The 18,740-nt window shown below is 64.4% G+C and carries 24 protein-coding genes; 14 read left to right on the top strand and 10 right to left on the bottom strand.

Annotated features, from left to right (window positions below):
• The first annotated feature begins 68 nt into the window (after positions 1-68).
• Positions 69-752, top strand: a complete 684-nt coding sequence (locus KY494_RS00815) for a YoaK family protein (RefSeq protein ID WP_219889495.1) — start codon at positions 69-71, stop codon at positions 750-752.
• Here KY494_RS00815 and KY494_RS00820 read toward each other — a convergent pair.
• Positions 749-1,201 (bottom strand): thioesterase family protein, encoded by a 453-nt coding sequence (locus KY494_RS00820; RefSeq protein WP_219136909.1) that lies wholly within the window; start codon positions 1,199-1,201, stop codon positions 749-751. The two genes, KY494_RS00815 and KY494_RS00820, sit on opposite strands and share 4 nt — an antisense overlap.
• Positions 1,202-1,336: 135 nt before the next feature.
• Here KY494_RS00820 and KY494_RS00825 point away from each other — a divergent pair, with 135 nt between their 5' ends.
• The 3 genes from KY494_RS00825 to KY494_RS00835 are packed head-to-tail and all read left to right on the top strand — an operon-like array spanning position 1,337 to position 3,493.
• A complete protein-coding gene (locus tag KY494_RS00825; RefSeq protein ID WP_219889496.1) occupies positions 1,337-2,053 on the top strand; it encodes a GntR family transcriptional regulator in 717 nt (238 codons plus the stop codon).
• Entirely contained in the window at positions 2,046-2,783 is a 738-nt protein-coding gene (locus KY494_RS00830; protein ID WP_219136911.1) for an SDR family NAD(P)-dependent oxidoreductase, read from the top strand. The genes KY494_RS00825 and KY494_RS00830 overlap by 8 nt, the downstream gene beginning before the upstream one ends.
• 17 nt (positions 2,784-2,800) lie before the next feature.
• The gene (locus KY494_RS00835) at positions 2,801-3,493 is read left to right on the top strand and encodes an aspartate/glutamate racemase family protein (protein ID WP_219889497.1); all 693 of its coding nucleotides are present in this window, start codon (positions 2,801-2,803) and stop codon (positions 3,491-3,493) included.
• Here the strand turns inward: KY494_RS00835 and KY494_RS00840 are convergent.
• On the bottom strand, positions 3,490-3,960 hold the full coding sequence (locus tag KY494_RS00840; RefSeq protein ID WP_071077059.1) for a heme-degrading domain-containing protein: 471 nt from the start codon (positions 3,958-3,960) through the stop codon (positions 3,490-3,492). The genes KY494_RS00835 and KY494_RS00840 overlap by 4 nt on opposite strands.
• An 82-nt stretch (positions 3,961-4,042) precedes the next feature.
• Between KY494_RS00840 and alkB the strand changes: the two genes are divergently transcribed.
• Entirely contained in the window at positions 4,043-4,705 is a 663-nt protein-coding gene (alkB, locus tag KY494_RS00845) for a DNA oxidative demethylase AlkB (RefSeq protein WP_219889498.1), read from the top strand.
• Here the strand turns inward: alkB and KY494_RS00850 are convergent.
• Genes KY494_RS00850 through KY494_RS00860 form a run of 3 tightly spaced genes read right to left on the bottom strand, consistent with a single transcriptional unit; the run spans position 4,677 to position 5,745 of the window.
• A complete protein-coding gene (locus tag KY494_RS00850) occupies positions 4,677-5,108 on the bottom strand; it encodes a hypothetical protein (protein WP_219136913.1) in 432 nt (143 codons plus the stop codon). The two genes, alkB and KY494_RS00850, sit on opposite strands and share 29 nt — an antisense overlap.
• 38 nt (positions 5,109-5,146) lie before the next feature.
• Positions 5,147-5,404, bottom strand: coding sequence for a hypothetical protein (locus KY494_RS00855; protein ID WP_219136914.1), 258 nt, complete (start codon positions 5,402-5,404; stop codon positions 5,147-5,149).
• A gap of 11 nt (positions 5,405-5,415) precedes the next feature.
• Positions 5,416-5,745, bottom strand: coding sequence for a winged helix-turn-helix domain-containing protein (locus KY494_RS00860; RefSeq protein WP_219889499.1), 330 nt, complete (start codon positions 5,743-5,745; stop codon positions 5,416-5,418).
• A 122-nt stretch (positions 5,746-5,867) separates the two neighbouring features.
• Here KY494_RS00860 and folE2 point away from each other — a divergent pair, with 122 nt between their 5' ends.
• The 6 genes from folE2 to KY494_RS00890 all read left to right on the top strand — a co-directional run bounded on the left by folE2 (position 5,868) and on the right by KY494_RS00890 (position 12,395).
• The gene (gene folE2 / locus KY494_RS00865; RefSeq protein WP_219889500.1) at positions 5,868-6,794 is read left to right on the top strand and encodes a GTP cyclohydrolase FolE2; all 927 of its coding nucleotides are present in this window, start codon (positions 5,868-5,870) and stop codon (positions 6,792-6,794) included.
• A gap of 33 nt (positions 6,795-6,827) precedes the next feature.
• Positions 6,828-6,995 (top strand): hypothetical protein, encoded by a 168-nt coding sequence (locus tag KY494_RS00870; RefSeq protein ID WP_157751084.1) that lies wholly within the window; start codon positions 6,828-6,830, stop codon positions 6,993-6,995.
• A gap of 85 nt (positions 6,996-7,080) precedes the next feature.
• A complete protein-coding gene (blaOXA, locus tag KY494_RS00875) occupies positions 7,081-7,899 on the top strand; it encodes a class D beta-lactamase (protein WP_219889501.1) in 819 nt (272 codons plus the stop codon).
• On the top strand, positions 7,896-8,291 hold the full coding sequence (locus KY494_RS00880; protein ID WP_219889502.1) for a hypothetical protein: 396 nt from the start codon (positions 7,896-7,898) through the stop codon (positions 8,289-8,291). The genes blaOXA and KY494_RS00880 overlap by 4 nt, the downstream gene beginning before the upstream one ends.
• Positions 8,292-8,365: 74 nt before the next feature.
• Positions 8,366-10,825, top strand: coding sequence for a penicillin-binding protein 1A (locus KY494_RS00885; RefSeq protein ID WP_219889503.1), 2,460 nt, complete (start codon positions 8,366-8,368; stop codon positions 10,823-10,825).
• Between the two features lie 28 nt (positions 10,826-10,853).
• On the top strand, positions 10,854-12,395 hold the full coding sequence (locus KY494_RS00890; protein ID WP_219889504.1) for a cryptochrome/photolyase family protein: 1,542 nt from the start codon (positions 10,854-10,856) through the stop codon (positions 12,393-12,395).
• 27 nt (positions 12,396-12,422) lie between these two features.
• On the opposite strand, the gene KY494_RS00895 is transcribed toward KY494_RS00890, so the two are convergent.
• The 5 genes from KY494_RS00895 to KY494_RS00915 all read right to left on the bottom strand — a co-directional run bounded on the left by KY494_RS00895 (position 12,423) and on the right by KY494_RS00915 (position 15,576).
• Entirely contained in the window at positions 12,423-13,133 is a 711-nt protein-coding gene (locus KY494_RS00895) for a hypothetical protein (protein WP_219889505.1), read from the bottom strand.
• 20 nt (positions 13,134-13,153) lie between these two features.
• Positions 13,154-13,720 (bottom strand): hypothetical protein, encoded by a 567-nt coding sequence (locus KY494_RS00900; protein WP_219889506.1) that lies wholly within the window; start codon positions 13,718-13,720, stop codon positions 13,154-13,156.
• A gap of 66 nt (positions 13,721-13,786) precedes the next feature.
• Complete coding sequence (locus KY494_RS00905) at positions 13,787-14,074, bottom strand: putative quinol monooxygenase (protein WP_219889507.1); 288 nt, start codon at positions 14,072-14,074, stop codon at positions 13,787-13,789.
• A 71-nt stretch (positions 14,075-14,145) separates the two neighbouring features.
• Complete coding sequence (locus KY494_RS00910) at positions 14,146-14,607, bottom strand: GNAT family N-acetyltransferase (protein ID WP_219889508.1); 462 nt, start codon at positions 14,605-14,607, stop codon at positions 14,146-14,148.
• A gap of 48 nt (positions 14,608-14,655) precedes the next feature.
• Entirely contained in the window at positions 14,656-15,576 is a 921-nt protein-coding gene (locus tag KY494_RS00915) for a LysR family transcriptional regulator (protein ID WP_219889509.1), read from the bottom strand.
• A gap of 149 nt (positions 15,577-15,725) precedes the next feature.
• On the opposite strand from KY494_RS00915, the gene KY494_RS00920 reads away from it, so the two are divergent.
• Genes KY494_RS00920 through KY494_RS00930 form a run of 3 tightly spaced genes read left to right on the top strand, consistent with a single transcriptional unit; the run spans position 15,726 to position 18,718 of the window.
• Positions 15,726-16,940: a 3-hydroxybenzoate 6-monooxygenase gene (locus KY494_RS00920; RefSeq protein WP_219889510.1), complete on the top strand. Its 1,215-nt coding sequence runs from the start codon at positions 15,726-15,728 to the stop codon at positions 16,938-16,940.
• Positions 16,937-17,989, top strand: a complete 1,053-nt coding sequence (gtdA, locus tag KY494_RS00925) for a gentisate 1,2-dioxygenase (RefSeq protein WP_219889511.1) — start codon at positions 16,937-16,939, stop codon at positions 17,987-17,989. Before KY494_RS00920 ends, gtdA begins: the two co-directional genes overlap by 4 nt.
• 21 nt (positions 17,990-18,010) lie before the next feature.
• Positions 18,011-18,718 (top strand): fumarylacetoacetate hydrolase family protein, encoded by a 708-nt coding sequence (locus KY494_RS00930; protein ID WP_219889512.1) that lies wholly within the window; start codon positions 18,011-18,013, stop codon positions 18,716-18,718.
• Positions 18,719-18,740: the final 22 nt, after the last annotated feature.

Below are 18,740 nucleotides of genomic sequence, written 5' to 3' on the forward strand. Positions count from 1 at the left end.
GGCGCGCAAAACCGCTGCAGGCTGCGCTGGCGGCGCGGTATCATGATGACAAATTTCAAGGAGCGTGTATGCAGCTTGCGCAACGCAGCCGTTTGCAAGGCATCAGCCTGGGCTTTTTGGCCGGCTATGTCGATACCCTGGGCTTTGTCGCCCTGTTCGGCCTGTTCACGGCCCATGTGACGGGCAACTTCGTGCTGATCGGCGCGGCGCTGGCCAATGCCACGCACGCCTCGATCGCCCTCAAGCTGCTGGCGTTCCCCGCGTTTATCCTGGGCGTGGCGGCGGCGCGGCTGTTGACGGTGGCGGCCGAGCGCCGCGGCGGACCGGCGCTGCGCCTGGCGCTGCTGCTGGAGCTGGCGCTGCTGCTCGGTTTCATGGTGTCTGGCGTGCTGGCCGAGCCGCTGGCGGCGGAGCCGGGCGCGCTGGCGATGGCGGCCGGTCTGTTCGGCGCGGCCGCCATGGGCGCGCACAGCGCCATCAGCCGCTTGCTGCTGGCGCACCTGGCGCCCACGTCCATGATGACGGGCAATGTGACGCAATTGGTGATCGACACGGTCGACGTGCTGCGCGGCGCGGCCGATGGCGCCACGCGCGAACGCTGCGTGAAATGCTTCTGGCCCTTGCTGGGCTTTGCCGTGGGCGCCATCCTGGCCGCCTTTGCCTACCTGGCCGTGGGTTTCGCCGCGCTGGCCGTGCCGCTGGGCATTTTGCTGGTGCTGATCGCGCTGGAGCCGGCGCGCTTGCCAGCTTAATCCTGCGCGCTCTGGCGCGCCGCGACGATGGCTGGTTCGTACACGGCCAGGAACTCGGGCGGCAGGCGGCGCGCGCGGCCGCTGCTCAATTCGATGCAGATCAATTCCCAGCGTCCGCGCACGACGGTGGCGCCGTCGCTGTCGCGGATCAGCTGGAAACGCCGTTCCATGCTGGAGCGGCCGTCGCTGGCGCACAGCCAGGTGGCCAGGGTCAGCGCTTCGCCGGCCCGCGTCGGCAGCAGGTAGTCGTATTCGCCGCGGCGGATCGCCATGGCCCGGTCCAGGCGCCGGTAATCGTCGAGGTCCAGCCCCAGGACGGCCGAGTGGTGCCAGGCGATATGCTCGCACCAGCGCACATACACGGCGTTGTTCGTATGCTGCAAGCCATCGATGTCGCCCGCTTCGGGCGTGACGGGCAGGGTGTGGGCGTGCGGATAATCCCAGTTCAAGTGCGCTCCTTTCAATACGGTGGCGGCTGATTGTACGTGCTGGCGGTGTTTCCTGCCTGCGGCGCACGCCTGGAAAAACGCTGTTTTATGTGTTGATGTATGATGCATCATAATTTCAAAAGATCAAAAATACGCATGAACCACCAATTGGACAGTCTGCAGCACGTCAACCTGGGCAAATCCGTCTATGCGATGCTGCGCGACGCGCTGGCGGCGGGGCGCTTCCAGCCGAATGACCGGCTGCGCATCCGCGAGCTGGCGCTGCAGCTGGGCACCAGCGTCACGCCCGTGCGCGACGCCATGCTGCAGCTGGTGCAGGAAGAGGCGCTGGTGCTGCGCTCGCCGCGCGACTTCCGCGTGCCCGTGCTGAGCGTGGCGCGCTACCTGGAAATCCGCGCGCTGCGCCTGGAACTGGAAGGGCTGGGCGCGTTCGAGGCGGCGCAGCGCATCGACGACGCCACCCTGGCCGACCTGGAGCGCCTGCTGCAGGCCAATGAAGAGGCGATCGCGCGGCACGATCTGGCGGCGGCCCTGCAATGCAACCAGGCGTTTCACCTGGCCCTGGCGCAGGCGGCCGGCATGCCGACCTTGAAACGCTTCGTCGACCACCTGTGGATGCAGACGGCGCCGCTGATCGCCGCCGGCTACGCCAGTTTTTCGCCCGACATGCGGGTCGGCCACCACCACGCCATCCTCGGCGCGCTGCGCCAGCGCGACGGCGCGGCCGCGCGGCGCGCCATCGAACAGGACATTCTCGACGGCGGCGCGCAGATGCTGGCCTATGTCATGCGCCAGGAGCGCATCCACGCCGGCACAACCGAACAAGAACAGAACAAGGAAGAACATGAGTGAACAAAAAACCGCCATCGTCACGGGCGCCAGCCGCGGCATCGGCCACGCCGTGGCCGAACGCTTCCGCAGCCTGGGCTGGCGGGTGATTACCGTCTCGCGCAGCCCGATACCGGGCGGCTGTCCGCGCAGCCAGGAGCACAACACGCATGTGTGCATGGATCTGTCGGACCTGAGCCAGATCGGGCAGATGGTCGAGACACTGCGTCCCATGCTGGGCGACTCGAAGCTGCACGCGCTGGTGAACAATGCGGGCGTGTCGCCGAAGGGGCCGGGCGGTTCGCGCGTCAATTCGCTGACCACCGACATGCAGACCTGGCAGGAAATGTACAACACGAATTTCTTTGCGCCGCTGGCGCTCACACGCGGCTTCGCGCAGGAATTGTCGAATGCGCACGGCGCCGTCGTGAACCTGTGCTCGATCGCCGGCTACCGCGTGCATCCGTTCGCCGGTTCCGCCTACGCCAGCTCGAAGGCGGCGCTGGCGTCGCTGACGCGCGAAATGGCCAACGACATGGCGCCGCTGAACGTGCGGGTCAACGCCATCGCGCCGGGCGAGATCGACACGGCGATTTTATCGCCGGGCACCTCGCACATCGTCGACACGCAAATTCCCCTGCGCCGCCTGGGTACGACGGCCGAAGTGGCGGATTTGGTGGAGTTCCTGTGCAGCGAGCGCGCCTCCTATATCACGGGCGCGGAAATTCCCATCGACGGCGGCCAGCGCATTTAATTGAAAAGGAAGATCACATGACCCAACATATTGGCATCGTCGGCTGTTCGGCCGAAGGCGCGGCCCTGTGCTATCGCACCATCTGCGAAGAGGGCGCGCATGCGCTGGGGGCGTATGAACACCCGGAAGTATCCATGCACACGCCGTCGCTGGCGCGTTACGTGGATTGCCTGAACGGGGGCGACCTGGCCGGCGTGGCCGAACTGATGCTGGCGTCGGCGCGCAAGCTGGCCGCAGCCGGCGCCGATTTCCTGATCTGCCCCGACAACACCATCCACCAGGCATTCGAGCTGATGGCGCCCCGTTCGCCGCTGCCGTGGCTGCATATCGCGGACGTCGTCGCCGCCGAAGCGGCCGCGCGCGGTTTTCGCCGCGTGGGGCTGACGGGCACACGCTGGCTGGTCGACAGCGCCGTGTATCCGGACAGGCTGGCCGCGCGCGGCATCGCTTGCGTGCGGCCCGGCGAGGACGAACGCAGCGAGATCAACCGCATCATCATGGAAGAACTGGTGCCGGGCGTGGTCAAGGCGGACAGCGTGGCGCGCTTCCAGGCCGTCATCGCCGGCTTGCGCGAGCAGGGCTGCGACGCCGTGATCCTCGGCTGCACGGAAATCCCGCTGATCATCAGCGACGCCAATTCGCCGCTGCCGACGCTCGACTCCACGCGCTTGCTGGCGCGCGCCGCCTTGCGCCGGGCGCTGGAAGCTTAGCGTTCCAGCTGCGCCTGCAGCGCCGCTACCACCAGCGCGTGGTCGTCGGCCTGCGCCAGGCCGGAAACGCTCACCGTGCCGACCAGTCCCACGCCGCGTATGAGCAGGGGGAATGCGCCGCCGTGGCCCGCGTACTCGATGTCATCGAGGTATTTCACGTCTTCGAAGGTGCTGCCGCGGCTTTTATACGAGATGCCCATGTAGTAGGAGCTGTGGCAAAAGCGCTGCACCGTCTGGTTCTTGCGGCGTATCCAGTCTGCCTGGTCGGCCGTGGCGCCCGTCATGGCGTGGTGGAACAGGACTTGGCCGTTGCGCGTGATGTTCACGGTGACGGCCTTGCCCCGCTTGCGCACTTCTTCAACGATCCACAGGCCCACGGCCAGCGCGGCGTCGTTGTCGAAGCGTTCGAATTGCAGGGATTCTTCCTGTTGCGCGAGTGTTTGCAGCAAATCGGCGTAATGATCCATCGTCAGGGAGTCAAGTAGTGGCTGAGAGCGCTACTGTAGCGCAGCATGGGGGCATTTTGTTAATGGGGCTAAAATAGGCGGCATGAACCTGTCCCTGTTTGCCGATGAAGACCAGGCCCCGGCCGGCCCCGCGCCGCTGGTGCCGGGCTCGTCCGCGTCGGTCCTGCTGCGCGCTTTTGCGCTGCCGTATCTGTCCGAGCTGCTGCCGGCGCTGGACGCCATCGTGCTGGCGGCGCCGCTGCGCCACATGGCCACGCCGGGCGGCTTGCGCATGTCCGTTGCCATGAGCAATTGCGGCGCCCAGGGCTGGATCACGGATGGACGCGGCTACCGCTATGCGCGGCTCGATCCGGCCAGCGGTCGTCCCTGGCCGCCGATGCCGCCCGTGTTCCTGCGCCTGGCGCGGGAGGCGGCGCTGGCGGCCGGCTATGCGGGCTTCACGCCCGACGCTTGCCTGGTCAACCGCTATGCGCCCGGTGCGCGCATGGCCTTGCACCAGGACCGCGATGAATGCGATTTCACCGCGCCCATCGTTTCCGTCTCGCTTGGTTTACCCGCCACCTTCCTGTTCGGCGGCGCCGAGCGGGCCGACAAGGCGGCTCGCATTCCTTTGCTGCATGGCGACGTGGTGGTGTGGGGCGGCCCTGACCGTCTGCGCTTCCACGGCGTGGCGCCGCTGAAGGAAGGCGAACACGTGGTGCTGGGCGCGCAGCGCATCAATCTGACGTTTCGCAAGGCTGCCTGAGCTGGCGCCACGGCGTGGCCGGCTTGAGGATGTAGTGCGCATGCACATGGCGCCACGGAATGGCCAGGTAGACCAGCACCACGAACGCGCATTCAAACGCGGTTGCTGCGGTGGCGGGATCGATCTGGCCGTTCAGCCATTGCGGCAGCGGCACGAGCAGCAGCCAGATGGTCTTCCACAGCGCTTCCCACAGCAGCAGGGGCAGCATCTGCAGCGGATAGCGCAAGCCCAGCAAACATAGCAGCGAGAACGCGGCCAGCATGCAGTTGACGGTGCCCCGCGCCAGTTCCCACGGCGCGTGCGGCGTGACGATGCCGGGCCACAGCACGCTGCCGAGGCCCAGAACAACCAGCAGATACATGGCGCGCAGCGCATATAGACGGGCGGTCGATACGGTATTCATGGTGCGGTCTCCTGGTCGTGGGGTGACTATGAAAGGGTTTATTCGACTTCCTTGAGAATCGTCTCCAGACTGCTTAAGCGCGCCTGGATCTGTGCCACGGAAGCGCTCAATGCTGCCAGCGACGTTGCCGTTTCGACCTGCGCGGCGGCCATGGACTTGGCCAGCTCCTGGTAGGCGCTGTCTTGCGCCAGCCGGGCGCGGGCTTGCGCGACGCTGGATGCATATTTGAAGGCGAAGATGAGGACGGCGGCGGTGCAGCTGAAGAAGAACGCTGCGAAGAATGCATTTTCAGTCATGATGGCCTCGGTTATTCAGGGTTGGAAGTAAGCGTGGACGCCGCCGCGGCGATGCTGGCCGGCGTCAGCAGCAATTCAAATGGGCTGGCTTCAAAGTAATTGAGGGCCTTGCCGTCGTGCGACAGTTCCAGCTGGCTGGTGACCAGTCCCGCGTGTTCCAGCTTTTGCAGGTGCAAATGCAGCAGGGGCCGGCTGATGCCCAGGTCGCGCGCCAGCTGGCTGATGTAGTTGCGCCCGCCGCTGGCCAGCGCCGCGATGATACGCAGCCGGTGCGGATTGTCGAGCGCCGCCAGCATGGCCCGCAAGCGGTCGCCGGTGGGGGATGTTTTTGTATCTGTCATGTGTCAACATTATCTGACACGTGAAAGTAAGTCAAGCCAAATCATTGTATCGTTTTAATGCAAGACACTTGCAAATGCGGCGCTTTTTCTCCATGATATGCAACTTGTTTGCATATGGAGCCATGACCATGAAGCGCGATTCCCTTACCACGCCCCTGCCCGATGTGGCGGCCGGCCCCCACTTGGGCCACCCCTTGCCATTGGAATGGGTGGGCATGCAGGGCATCGCCTTGCCCCTGTGGCTGGAAGAGGGCGGGCAAGCGCAGCAAGTGCATGCCTGGGCCGACGTGCAAGTCGATCTGCCCGATCCGACAGTCAAGGGCATCCACATGTCGCGTTTGTATCTGCTGCTCGACGCGTTTGCCGCCGCGCAGCCGCTCGATGCGGGCGCGCTGGCCGCCGTGCTGCGGCGCATGGTGGACAGCCACGCCGATTGCGGCAGCACGCAGGCGCGTCTGGCGCTGGCATTTCCCCTGCTACGGCGCCAGCCGGCGCTGCTGACGGCGGGATTGTCGGGCTGGAAATCGTATCCCGTGCGCCTGCAGGCCAGTTGCTCGCCGCAGGGCTTTGCCCTGACCCTGACGGTGGAGATCGGCTACTCGTCGACGTGCCCGTGTTCGGCGGCGTTGGCACGTCAATTGCTCGCCGATGCGTTTGCGGCGCAATTCGGCGCGGGCGGCATCGAGGGCGCGGCCGCGCGCGACTGGCTGCGGGAACACGCCAGCCTGGCCACGCCGCACAGCCAGCGCAGCACGGCGACGGTGACCGTGCCATTGACGCAGCAGGATGAGCTGGACCTGTTTCCCCTGATCGACCGGGTGGAAGCGGCGCTGGCGACGCCGCTGCAAACGGCCGTGAAACGGGCCGACGAGCAGGCGTTCGCGCGCTTGAATGGTGCTAACCTGATGTACGTGGAAGACGCGGCCCGGCGCGTGCAGGCGGCGCTGGCGTTACTGGCGCCACATCATGCGCAGGCGCGTGTTACCGTACGGCATATGGAAAGCCTGCATCCGCACGATGCCGTGGCGCAGGCGGGCCAGCTTGCCTGAGCTTTTCACTCAACCACCGTGGAGGAAGACAGCATGCCGGAGAACATTGCGCAGGAGCCTGGTGAAGGCGCCCTGGAAGAGGAACTGGAGCGTGAGCGGCGCGAACGTGCGCTGATCGACGAGGAAAAGCTGGGCATGGACGAGCTGGAAGAGGAGCATTTGAAACGGCAACGCCAGCCGGGCGCGCCGGCGGGGCGCTAGCGTCAAGGCGATGTATCTGCGCTGGCATCGCGCCGTGCTGACCGGTACAATTTCGCTTTGTCCTTCTCCCCAGCCCCGGAGGCCCATGAAATACCGCGCATTTTTTCCGTTCATCCTCGGCCTGGCAGGCGCCACGCTGACCGCCTCGCAGGCCCAGGCCGGCACCATCTGCACCGCCATGGCCGACGCCAGAACGGGCGCCGTCTTGTTGCAAGAGGGTAATTGCCTCGACCGAGTCACCCCCGCCTCGACCTTCAAGATCGCCCTCAGCCTGATGGGCTATGACGCCGGTTTCCTCAAGGATGAGCACCAGCCGACCCTGCCATACCGCCAGGGCTATGTGGACTGGGGCGGTGACGCGTGGCGTCAGGATACGGACCCGTCGCGCTGGATGCAGTATTCCGTCGTCTGGTATTCGCAGCAGATCACGCAGGCGCTGGGCGCCGAGCGCTTCCAGAAGTACGCCAAGGCTTTGCGCTATGGCAATGCGGATGTGTCGGGCGACAAGGGCAAGGAGAATAGCCTGGAGCGCTCGTGGATCAGCTCTTCGCTGAAGATCTCTGCGCTGGAACAGCTGGGTTTCTTGCGCAAGCTGGTCAACGATCAGTTGCCAGTCAGCAAACAGGCGATGGAACAGACGCGCCGCCTGACGCGCCTGGCGGACGTGGACGGCTGGCAAGTGCATGGCAAGACGGGCGCGGCCTTCCCGCGCAAGGCCGATGGCAGCTTCGATGAGGCGCATGGTTACGGCTGGTTCGTGGGCTGGGCCAGCAAGGGCGAGCGCAGCATCGTGTTTGCGCGCCTGGTGCAGGACGAGCAGAAGGGCTTGCCATCGGCGGGCTTGCGCACGCGCGAGGCCATGCTGAAAGAATTGCCGGCCTTGCTGGAGCAGGCGCAGAAGTGACGCACGCAGTCGTCACGGCCACCTTCATCGCTACCGAGGGCGACTATCTGGAAGCCGTCATCGAGGTGGACGGCCAGCGCCTGCACGTAATGGATGAGTTCGGCGGCGTGCAACTGGCCGCCGGCACGCTATTCCAGGCGGAACTGTGGCCCATGGTCAGCGAGCTGGGCGACTGGGACGCCATCTTCCGCGCCAATCCCGGCCGGGAAAAGCGCCTGGTGCGCCTCGATGGCTGGCGCTACCTGGCGCTCGGCGTCGTGACCCAGGTCGACCCCGTCGTCTGCGATTGCGGCCTGCTGCAGCTGGAAAACCCGTTTACGACGCATGACGTGCGCTGCGTGGGCGCGTATATCGGCGTTACGCTGGCGCGCCTCGATGCCTGCCTGGCGTAAATTCCGGCCCGCTTTGTTGCCCGCCCTATATACTTGCTGAAACGGATCATCCGGCATCAGACAAGGTTACAAGCATGGCATCAGGCATGGAGCAGTTTCAGGAAAAAGCACGGCAGGCGTGGATACAGGCGCGCGCGCAGGTCGTTCGTGTGGCGGGGCTGGCATGGGTCAAGGCAGTGGCGCTGTACCGGCGCGGCCATGCTCACTTGATGACCTTGCCGCCCGTGCGGCGCGCGCTGGTGCTGGGTCTGTGGTCGTTCCTGGCTTTGCTGGCCTTGTTGACGCTGTACCTGCTGCTGCTGATTCCCCTGACGCCGAGCATCCACGATTTGCGCCAGGCGCGCGCGGCCGCACCGAGCACCATGGTCAGCACCGACGGCAAGGAACTGGTGCGTTTCGACCAGGGCTTGCAGGAACGGGTCACGTTAAAACAGATTTCGCCGAACGTGATCAGCGCCTTGATCTCGACGGAAGACCACCGTTTCTACGAACACCACGGCATCGATTTCACGCGCACGGCGGGCGCCATCTTGCACACGGCCGGGGGCAACCCGCAGGGCGGTTCCACCATCACGCAGCAGCTGGCGCGTAATATGTTCCCCGAGGAGATAGGCCGCTCGCGCAACCTGAACCGCAAGCTCAAGGAGCTGATCACCGCGCTGAAGATCGAGGCCACCTATAGCAAGACGGAAATCCTCGAAGCGTATTTGAACACGGTACCGTTCCTGTACAACACCTACGGCATCGAAATGGCGGCCCGTACGTATTTCGACAAGCCCGCATCGCGCCTCGACATCCTGGAAAGCGCCACCCTGGTCGGCATGCTCAAGGGCACGAATTACTACAATCCCGTCGGCAATCCCGAACGTTCCTTGCAGCGACGCAACGTGGTGCTGGGGCAGATGCGCAAGCACGACGTCATCGACGAGGCGCGCTATAAACAGTTGATCAAGCGTCCGCTGCGCCTGCATTTCGAGCGCCAGAGCGAGCGGGCGCAATCGGACAGCCATTTCACGGCCTATGTGCGCAAGTGGCTGCTCGACTGGGCCGACGAAAACGATTACAACCTGGAGCGCGACGGCCTGGTGGTGCACACCACGCTCGACCACGATTTGCAGCAGGCGGCCGAGCGCGCCGTCGAACGCCAGGCGAATGCCTTGCAAGCGATCGCCGACGTGGAATGGAGCCGCGCGGGCGTGCCGTCGTCCACTTCGACGGGCATGTACGCGGGCATGCAGGCTGGCAGCGTGGCCTTCGATTATTTCTGGAAATCGCATCCGGCCCTGCTCGATTCCTTCGTGCGCGAATCGGGCGACTACCGCAAGCTGACGGCGGCCGGCGCCACGCCCGAGGCGGCGCTGGCGCAGCTGAAGGGCGACCGCGCCTTCATGGCGGCGCTGCGCAAGTCGAAGACGCGGCTGGAAGCGGGCTTTGCGGCCATGGACCCGGCCACGGGCGCCGTGCGCGCCTGGGTGGGCAGCCGCGACTTTGCGCGCGAGCAATTCGACCACGTGTCGCAGGCGGCGCGCCAGCCCGGTTCCACCTTCAAGCCCATCGTGTATGGCGCGGCGCTGGAAAAGGGCCTGAGCCCCGAGCATGTGTATCGCGATGAAGTGATGGATATCAAGGCGGCCGACGGCACCAAATGGCGCCCGACCGACATGAGCGGCACCACGGGACGCGACATGACCATGCGCGACGGCCTCGTGTACTCGAAAAACACCATCACGGCACAGGTGATGCAGGATGTCGGTTTGCCGTCGATCATCAAACTGGCGCGCGCGCTCGGTATCCGCGACAGCAAGCTTGAAAAAGTGCCATCCTTGGCGCTGGGCACCAGTCCCGTCACCTTACTGGAAATGGTCAACGCCTACGCCAGCATCGCGGCCCAGGGCGAAGCGCGCCTGCCATTCGTCGTCACGCACATCACGGACCGCGAAGGCAAGGTCATCGCCCGTTTCGGCGAAGACAAGCCCCAGCGCGCCATGCAGGCGGCATCGGCCGCCACCCTGACGGACATGATGCGTGGCGTCATCGACCGGGGCACGGGCACGGCCATCCGCAGCCGTTTCGGCATCCGCTCCGACGTGGCCGGCAAGAGCGGCACCACGCAAAACAATGCGGACGGCTGGTTTATTTTGATGCACCCGGAACTGGTGGGCGGCGCCTGGGTGGGTTTTAATGACGCCAGGGTCACCATGCGCAGCAATTACTGGGGCCAGGGCGGCCACAACGCCGTGCTGGTGGTGGGCGACTTCTTCAAGACGGCGCTCGACACGGGCAAGCTGTCGCGCGACGCCATCTTCCCCGGCGGCAAACCACCACCGCCGCTGCGCCATGTGGAACCGGTCGAGGCGCCACAGGATGAGCCGGTGGAAGAGCCGGGAGACTTGCTGCAGGAAGGCGTGCCGCCAGCGCCGCTGGCCGTGCCGGCAGAAGGCGAGCAGGACACGCATGGCAAGGCGGTGCCGGAACCCGCTCCGGCACCCGCTCCTATGCCGCAGCTGGCGCCGCAGCCCGTGCCGCAAGCTTAGCCGACGCGATGTCAATTGATACAGGACAATGATGTCACCCAAGCCCACACTGCGCCTGATACTCGGCGACCAGCTCAATGCGCAGCATCGCTGGTTCACCGAAGTCGATGCCGCCACCATCTATGTCCTGATGGAGGTAAGGCAGGAAACCGACTATGTGCTGCATCATGCGCAGAAAATCCTGGCGATCTTTGCAGCCATGCGTGATCTGGCGCGCCAGCTGCGCCAGCTTGGCCACAGCGTGCATTACATCGCCATTGACGAGGTGGCAAGCACGCGGACGATACCGGAGAATATCGAAGCGCTGATTCGTCACTACGACGCTTGCGCCTTCGAGTATCAGGCACCCGACGAATGGCGCCTTGACCAGCAGCTGTACCAGGCGGGAAGACGCTCGACCATTCCCTGGCTGATGGTCGACAGCGAGCATTTCTATACGGCACGCCATGAGGCTGCCGATATTTTCGCTGGACGCAAGCAATGGCTGATGGAGTTTTTCTATCGCCAGATGCGCAGCACGCACAAGGTGCTGATGGAAGACGCGAAAAAACCCGTCGGCGGCCAATGGAACTTTGATCACGATAATCGCAAGCCCTGGCGCGGTACGCCCGCCGAGCCGCAAGATTCGCGCACCGTGCATGACCATTCCCCGTTATGGCAAAGCATCGTCGCCGCAGGCGTGAAAAACTTTGGCGCTCCCCACGCCGACCGGCTGGCGTGGGCGCTGAACCGGGATGAGGCGCTGCAGCAGCTCGATGCCTTCATCGAGCGGGCCTTGCCGCATTTTGGCGATTTCCAGGATGCGATGAGCGTCAAGGCCTGGCGCTTGTTTCATTCCCTGCTGTCGTTCGCGCTGAACGTCAAAATGCTCAACCCGCGCGAAGTCGTCGCGAGGGCGCAGGCGGCATATCACGCCGGCCATGCGCCCCTGGCTGCGGTGGAGGGATTCATCCGCCAGATACTGGGATGGCGCGAGTATGTGCGTGGTGTTTACTGGGCGCATATGCCCGGCTATGCGGAGAAGAACTTTTTTGGCCACACGCGCCCGCTGCCTTCATGGTTCTGGGATGGCAAGACGAAGATGCATTGCCTGTCGCAGGCGATCACCCAATCGCTGGAGCAGGCCCACGCGCATCACATCCAGCGCCTGATGGTGATCGGCAATTTCGCGCTGTTGGCCGGCCTCGATCCGGCCAGGGTGCATGGCTGGTACCTGGGCATTTATATCGATGCCTTCGAATGGGTGGAGTTGCCCAATACCGTCGGCATGAGCCAGTTCGCCGATGGCGGGCTGCTGGCCACCAAGCCGTATGTCTCCAGCGCCGCGTATATCGACCGCATGGGCGATTATTGCAAAGGCTGTCATTACGATAAAAAGGCGCGCGTCGGCGAGCGCGCCTGTCCCTTCAATGCCCTGTACTGGGATTTTTTCCATCGCAATGCAGAGACTTTGGAACGCAATCCCCGCATCGGCATGGCGTATCGCCAGCTGGAGAAAATGGACGCGGCGACGATCGCGGCTTTCCGGCAGCAGGCAGCCACGATGCTTGCCAGGCTCGATTCCCTGTAACACAGGGCAATCTGGCGCGGGACACCCTTAGACGGTATTGCGCCTCAACCCTGCTTCCCGCACGAACACTTGCAGCGCCGGCATGGTCTGCTGGTGCAGCGCTTTCATTTCTGTTCTCAGCGCGGGCGTGATGGCCAGGCTGCCGTCCGCCTGCTGGCGCACGGGCAGGCCCAGCGCCTGTGCCATTTCCACCGGGTAATTCGTGAAGTCGCCGTACGGGCGCTTGCCGTCGACGGACGGGGTGGGCCAGTAGCCTTCGGCCAGGTAATCTTCCGCGCCCATGCCCAGCATTTCCAGCGTCATCCACGACTGTTGCCGCAGCAGCGTCACATGCTGCGCGGTCAGGACGAATGGCACCTTGCCGTTGGCATAGCTGCCCGGCTTCAGGTCGGCCATCTGCACGAAATGGGGCAGCAGCAGCGACGCTTCCATCAGCCGCTGCGCGGCCAGCGCCGCATCCTTGCTGGCGATGGCTTGCATGGCCAGTGCCACGGTATCGCCCTTGCCCAGCGGGTACGCCGGATTGAGCATGGGCGCGCCGCTTTCCACGGGCGACCAGCCGATATTGAAACGCCGTATCAGCGCCAGATGGTGCACATTGAGCACCTTGGGCAGCGGTGCGTCGAGGGTGGCCACGATGCGCTGGCGCACGGCGCGTGGCAGGTCTTTGTCGGCCGCGCGCGCAAGCACGGGCGAGCACAGCAGGACGCCGGCGAGGCGCAGCAGCTGGCGCCGCATGGGTTGGATCAGTTGCCGCCTCATCGCGTCGTCAAGTCCTGGCGCTGGAATTCGATGCGGTTTTCCTGATACTGCCACTTGGTGTAGGGCCCGAACACGCGCCGGTTTTCCTTGCTGTCGGCATTCGATTGCTCGCGCTTCATGCGCCGCACGAGGGCGGTATCGACGAGCGGCGCGGTCGTCGTGCCGAACACTTCGTGGCGTACGCTCTGCTTGGCGTCGGCGCCGCGCGAAATGATGGTGAGCTTGCGCGTGGCGGGGTCGAAGTACAGGCGCATGGCAAACGTGTTCATGTCCTGCAGATACAGGCCGTCGTCGCGCCATTGGGCATAGAAATAATCGCCGCAGACGGCCTTCGGTTCGCGTTTCCATTCGCAGGCGAGCAGGATCAGCAAGTGATGGTCATCGAGTTGCTTGATCGACACGCGGGCCTTGGAATAGCCCCAGCTGCTGGGCGGCACGGTTGTCGACGAGAGCAAATTGTATTCACCCACGAGATTGGGCATGGGCGCTTGCGCGAAGGCGCCGGCGCAGAGTGTCAAGGCGGCTGCCGCTACGGCGCCGCGTAGCTTGGAAAATGGTGTCATGATGGCCATAAAGAAAAGTTGACATATTATAGATGGCAACTTTCCAGTATGGCCACGCGCTTGCCGTTACTTCAGCTTGCTCAACTCGGCCACGTCGATCTTGACGACCTTGTCGCCCACGGCGGCCACCAGCGCCTTGAAGTGGGGCGTCGCGTAATGCGCCGTCAGCGCGTCCTGGTCGGTCCATTCTTCCAGCATGATGAAGCGTGTGGGAATCTTGTTGTCGAGGTGCAATTCGTAGCGCAGGCAGGCGCTTTCCGCGCGGCTCGGCGGCACGACGGCTTCCAGCGCGGCGCGCACGGCGTCGATATGTTGCGCTTGGGCATCGATGGTGGCGACGACGATCAGGGTCATGGTGTTCCTTGTAAAGTGGTGGGGCCGATGCAGCATAGCGCAGTTTGCCCATTCTTGCCCGCCATGCCCGGTCAGGCTGCTCCGAGCTGTATCACGGCCAGCATGTCATTGCCATCCGCGTCGATGCCTTTTTCCACGAAACCCATGCTGACATAGAACTGTTTCGCGTTGGCATTGCTGGGCTTGTAGCAAATTTCGATGCTGCGCGCGTCCGGGCGGGCGCGGATTTCCGCCAGCGCCAGGGCGAGGGCGGCGCGGCCATGGCCTTGCCCCTGGCGCCGGTGGTCGATCATGAAGCGCCAGATCTGGTAGTGGCCGGGTGGGTCATCGGCGTCGGGCGAGACGAACATCAGGAAGCCGATCACTTCCTCGTCGCCATACACGGCGCGCGTATGCAGGATGGCGGGATGGAAACTCGCTTGCGCGATGGAATAGTCGTTGCTGGCCAGGTAGTCGCGCTGCTGGGGCAGCAAAGGCAGTTCGCTGATGAGGTCAAAATTGTCGACGGTGACGGGGCGCAGGCTGATGAGCATGTTCAATCAGTGGAATGTAAGGACAAGGCTTGCCAGTATGGGGAGAAATTACTCAATAGGCAATGTTGTTGCGTCGCCAGCCCCAAACAGCTGCGCCATCGTCTGGCGCAGCCAGCGGTTCGACGCATCCTCATGGTAGCGCTCGTGCCAGTGCTGCTTGACTGAAAAACTGGGCAGCGCCACGGGCAGGGGCAGGATGCGGAACGCTTCGTGGTCCTGCATTTGCAGCGCGTAGCGGTACGGTACCGTGACGATGTACTCGGTTTCGGCGACAATGCGCGACACGCCCAGGAAGCTGGGTAGTTTCAGCACGATGCGCCGCTGCACGCCGGCCGCCGCCAGTACCTTCTCCACGATGGAATGGCCCGTGCCCGAGCTTTTCACCTCGATATGCCCCTCCCGCAGGAACTCTTCCACAGTAATCGTGTCGCGGATGCGCGGGTGGCTGCTGGCCACCAGGCAGACAAAATGCTGGTCGAATAGTTTCTGCTGATAAAACCCCGATTCCAGGTGCAGCATGAAGCCCACGGCCAGGTCCACTTCGCCCCCTTCCAGGCGCGCCGGCGTGTCGGTGGCGATCTTCGACACGTCCAGCGTGATGTGGGGGCCGATCTGCTGCAGGTGGTTGAGCAGGGTGGGCAGCAGCACGATTTCACTGATGTCCGTCATGCAGATGGCAAATTCGCGCGTGCTGGCGGCCGGGTCGAACACGGGCTGGTCGGCCAGCGCATGCTGCCAGGCGGCAATCGCGGCGCGCACGTCCTGCACCGCGTTCTGCGCGCGCGGCGTCGGCTCCATGCCTTTCGAGGTGCGCGCGAACAGGCGGTCGCCGAAATGCGTGCGCAGCTTGCCCAGGCCGATGCTCACCGTCGATTGCGGCAAGCCCAGGTTTTCCGCCGCACGCGTCACATTGCGGCTTTTATAGATCTCGTCAAAGATGAACAGCAATTCGATATCGAAGCGCGACATAAGAGGATTCCACCATTATTTAAAAACGTGATTGTGGTTATTGTATTCCATCGCTTTACCAAATATTGACCTGTCGGCACACTGCTTGTCATACCAAGAGCACGGCAAACGTGCATCGCGCAAGCACACAGATCAATTGGAGGAAAGAAATGGAAGCTACCCACAAACCGTCGGTCTTGATCGTCGGCGGCGGCATCGGCGGCATGGCCGCCGCCCTGTCCCTGTCGCGCCTGGGGCTGGCTGTCACCGTGCTGGAACAGGCCTCGACCCTGGGCGAAATCGGCGCCGGCATCCAGCTGGCGCCCAACGCCTTCGCCGCGCTCGACGCGCTGGGCGTGGGCGAGCGCACGCGCGCCAAGGCCGTCTTCACGGAGCGCCTGGTGATGATGGACGCCGTCGACGCGACCGAGGTAGGTACCTTTGTCGTCGATGCGGCCTTCCGCGCACGCTTCGCCAACCCCTACGCCGTGATCCACCGGGCCGACATCCACGGCGCCATCCTCGACGCGGTGCGCACCTCGCCATTGATCACGTTTGTGACCTCGTCGCAGGTGACGGACGTGGTGGAAGACGACACGGGCGTCACCGTGGTCGATGCGGCCGGGCGCAGTTTTCGCGCCGATGTGCTGATCGGCTGTGACGGCGTCAAATCCGTCATTCGCGAGCGCATCGTGGGCGACAAGGTCCGCGTTTCCGGCCACGTGGTGTACCGCGCCGTGGTGCCGGCCGCCGACATGCCGGCCGACCTGCGCTGGAATGCGCCCGTCGTCTGGGCCGGGCCGAACTGCCACCTCGTGCATTACCCGCTGCGCAACGGCGAGCAATACAACCTGGTGGTGACCTTCCACAGCCGCGAGCAGGAAGCGTGGAGCGTCACGGACGGCAGCAAGGAAGAAGTGCTGTCGTATTTCGACGGCGTGCACGCGCAACCGCGCCAGTTGCTGCACAAGCCGACCAGCTGGAAACGCTGGAGCACGGCCGACCGCGATCCCGTCGACAACTGGAGCACGCAGCGCATGACCCTGCTGGGCGACTCGGCCCACCCGATGCTGCAATACCTGGCGCAGGGCGCCTGCATGGCACTGGAAGATGCCGTCACCCTGGGCGAGGCCGTGCGCGCCTGCGATTTCGACATGGCCGCCGCCTTCCAGCTGTACCAGACCTCGCGCATCGCCCGCACGGCGCGCGTGGTGCTGTCGGCGCGCGAAATGGGCCGCCTGTACCACGCCAAAGGCGTCGAGCGCCTGGTGCGCAACGATTTATGGCGCGGGCGCACGCCCGCGCAATTCTATGAAGCGCTGGCCTGGCTGTACGGCTGGACGGCGCAAACCTGCCTGGCCACCACCGAGAAGGACGCAGCATGACTTCCCATCAAACGCCCGAACGCGAGGCTTTATATGCAGCCCTGAGCGGCATGCATCTGTCGCCGCTGTGGCAATCCTTGCACACCCTGGTGCCGCCCCATCCGACGGCGCCGTATGCGGCGGCCCTGTGGCGTTATGCCGATATCGCGCCGCAGCTGGCGCGCGCCGGCGAGGTCATTACGGCCCACGAAGCCGTGCGCAGGGTCCTGGTGCTGGAAAACCCGGCCTTGCCGGGCCGCTCGTCGATCACCCAATCGCTGTACGCGGGCTTGCAGCTGATTTTGCCCGGCGAAGTGGCGCCATCGCACCGCCACAGCCAGTCGGCGCTGCGCTTCGTCGTCGAAGGGCAGGGCGCCTACACGACGGTGGCGGGCGAGCGCACCACCATGCACCCCGGTGACTTCATCATCACGCCCTCGTGGACCTGGCATGACCATGGCAACCTGGGTGTGGACGGCGTCTGCGAGCCGGTCGTCTGGCTCGATGGCCTCGACATTCCCATGCTGCGCTATTTCGATTCGGGTTTCGCGGAAAATGACACGCAGGACAGCCAGACGGTCAGCCGTCCGGAAGGCCAGAGCTTCGCCCGCTACGGCTACAACATGGCGCCCGTGAAGCAGCTGCACGAGGGCACGACCTCGCCCATCTTCAATTACCCGTATGCCCGTTCGCGCGAGGCGCTGGACCTGCTGTCGCGCACGGACGCCATCGACGACTGGCATGGCTACAAGCTGCGTTATACGAATCCGCTGACGGGCGGCTCGCCCATGCCCACCATGGCCACCTTCATGCAGCTGCTGCCCAAAGGTTTCAAGGGCAAGCGCGCGCGCAGCACCGACGGCACCGTCTACAGCGTGGTTGAGGGGCATGGCAGCGTGGATATCGGCGGCCAGCGCTTCGAGTTTGCTCCGCGCGACACCTTCGTTGTGCCGTCGTGGGCCAGCGTGGCCTTCGACTGCCCGCAAGACGATGTCGTGCTGTTCAGTTTTTCCGACCGCCCCGTGCAGCAAGCCATGGGCGTGCTGCGCGAGCAGTTTTTGACCGATTGATTTTTTTGACAGGATTTCGCCATGACCCACTTTATTTTTGAACCCCAAGCCATCGTCGGCCTGCCCATCCTCGGCACCGACGCACAGTTTCCCGTGCGCCGCATCTACTGCGTGGGCCGCAACTACGCCGCCCATGCGCGTGAAATGGGTTTTGACCCCGACCGCGAACCGCCATTCTTCTTTTGCAAACCGAATGACGACAAATCCGTCGTGGCCGTGCCGCCTGGCGTGACGGCCACGGTGCCGTATCCGGCGCAGACGTCGAACTACCACCATGAAATCGAACTGGTGGTCGCCATTGGCAAGGGCGGCAAGGACATCGCCCTGGAGGACGCGGCGTCACACATCTTCGGCTACGGCGTGGGCCTGGACATGACGCGGCGCGACCTGCAGATGCGCATGCGCGAACAGGGCCGCCCGTGGGAAATCGGCAAGGCCTTCGACTATTCGGCCCCTATCGGCGCGCTCACGCCCATCGCGGTGTCCGGTGAAATCAGCACGGGCGCCATCGTGCTGGAAGTCGATGGAAAAATCGTGCAGACGAGCGACCTGACGCATTTGATCTGGTCCGTCAATGAAGTCATCGCCAATCTGTCGACCTTGTTCGAGCTGCAGCCGGGCGACATCATCATGACGGGCACGCCCGAAGGCGTGGGCGCCGTCACCAGCGGACAAACCATGGAGGCGCGCATCGCCGGGCTGACGCCGATCACCGTCGCCGTGCAGTAAACATCATCGGGCCAGCGCGGCA

The organism is Janthinobacterium sp. PAMC25594 (genome assembly GCF_019443505.1).
Classification (GTDB): domain Bacteria; phylum Pseudomonadota; class Gammaproteobacteria; order Burkholderiales; family Burkholderiaceae_D; genus Janthinobacterium.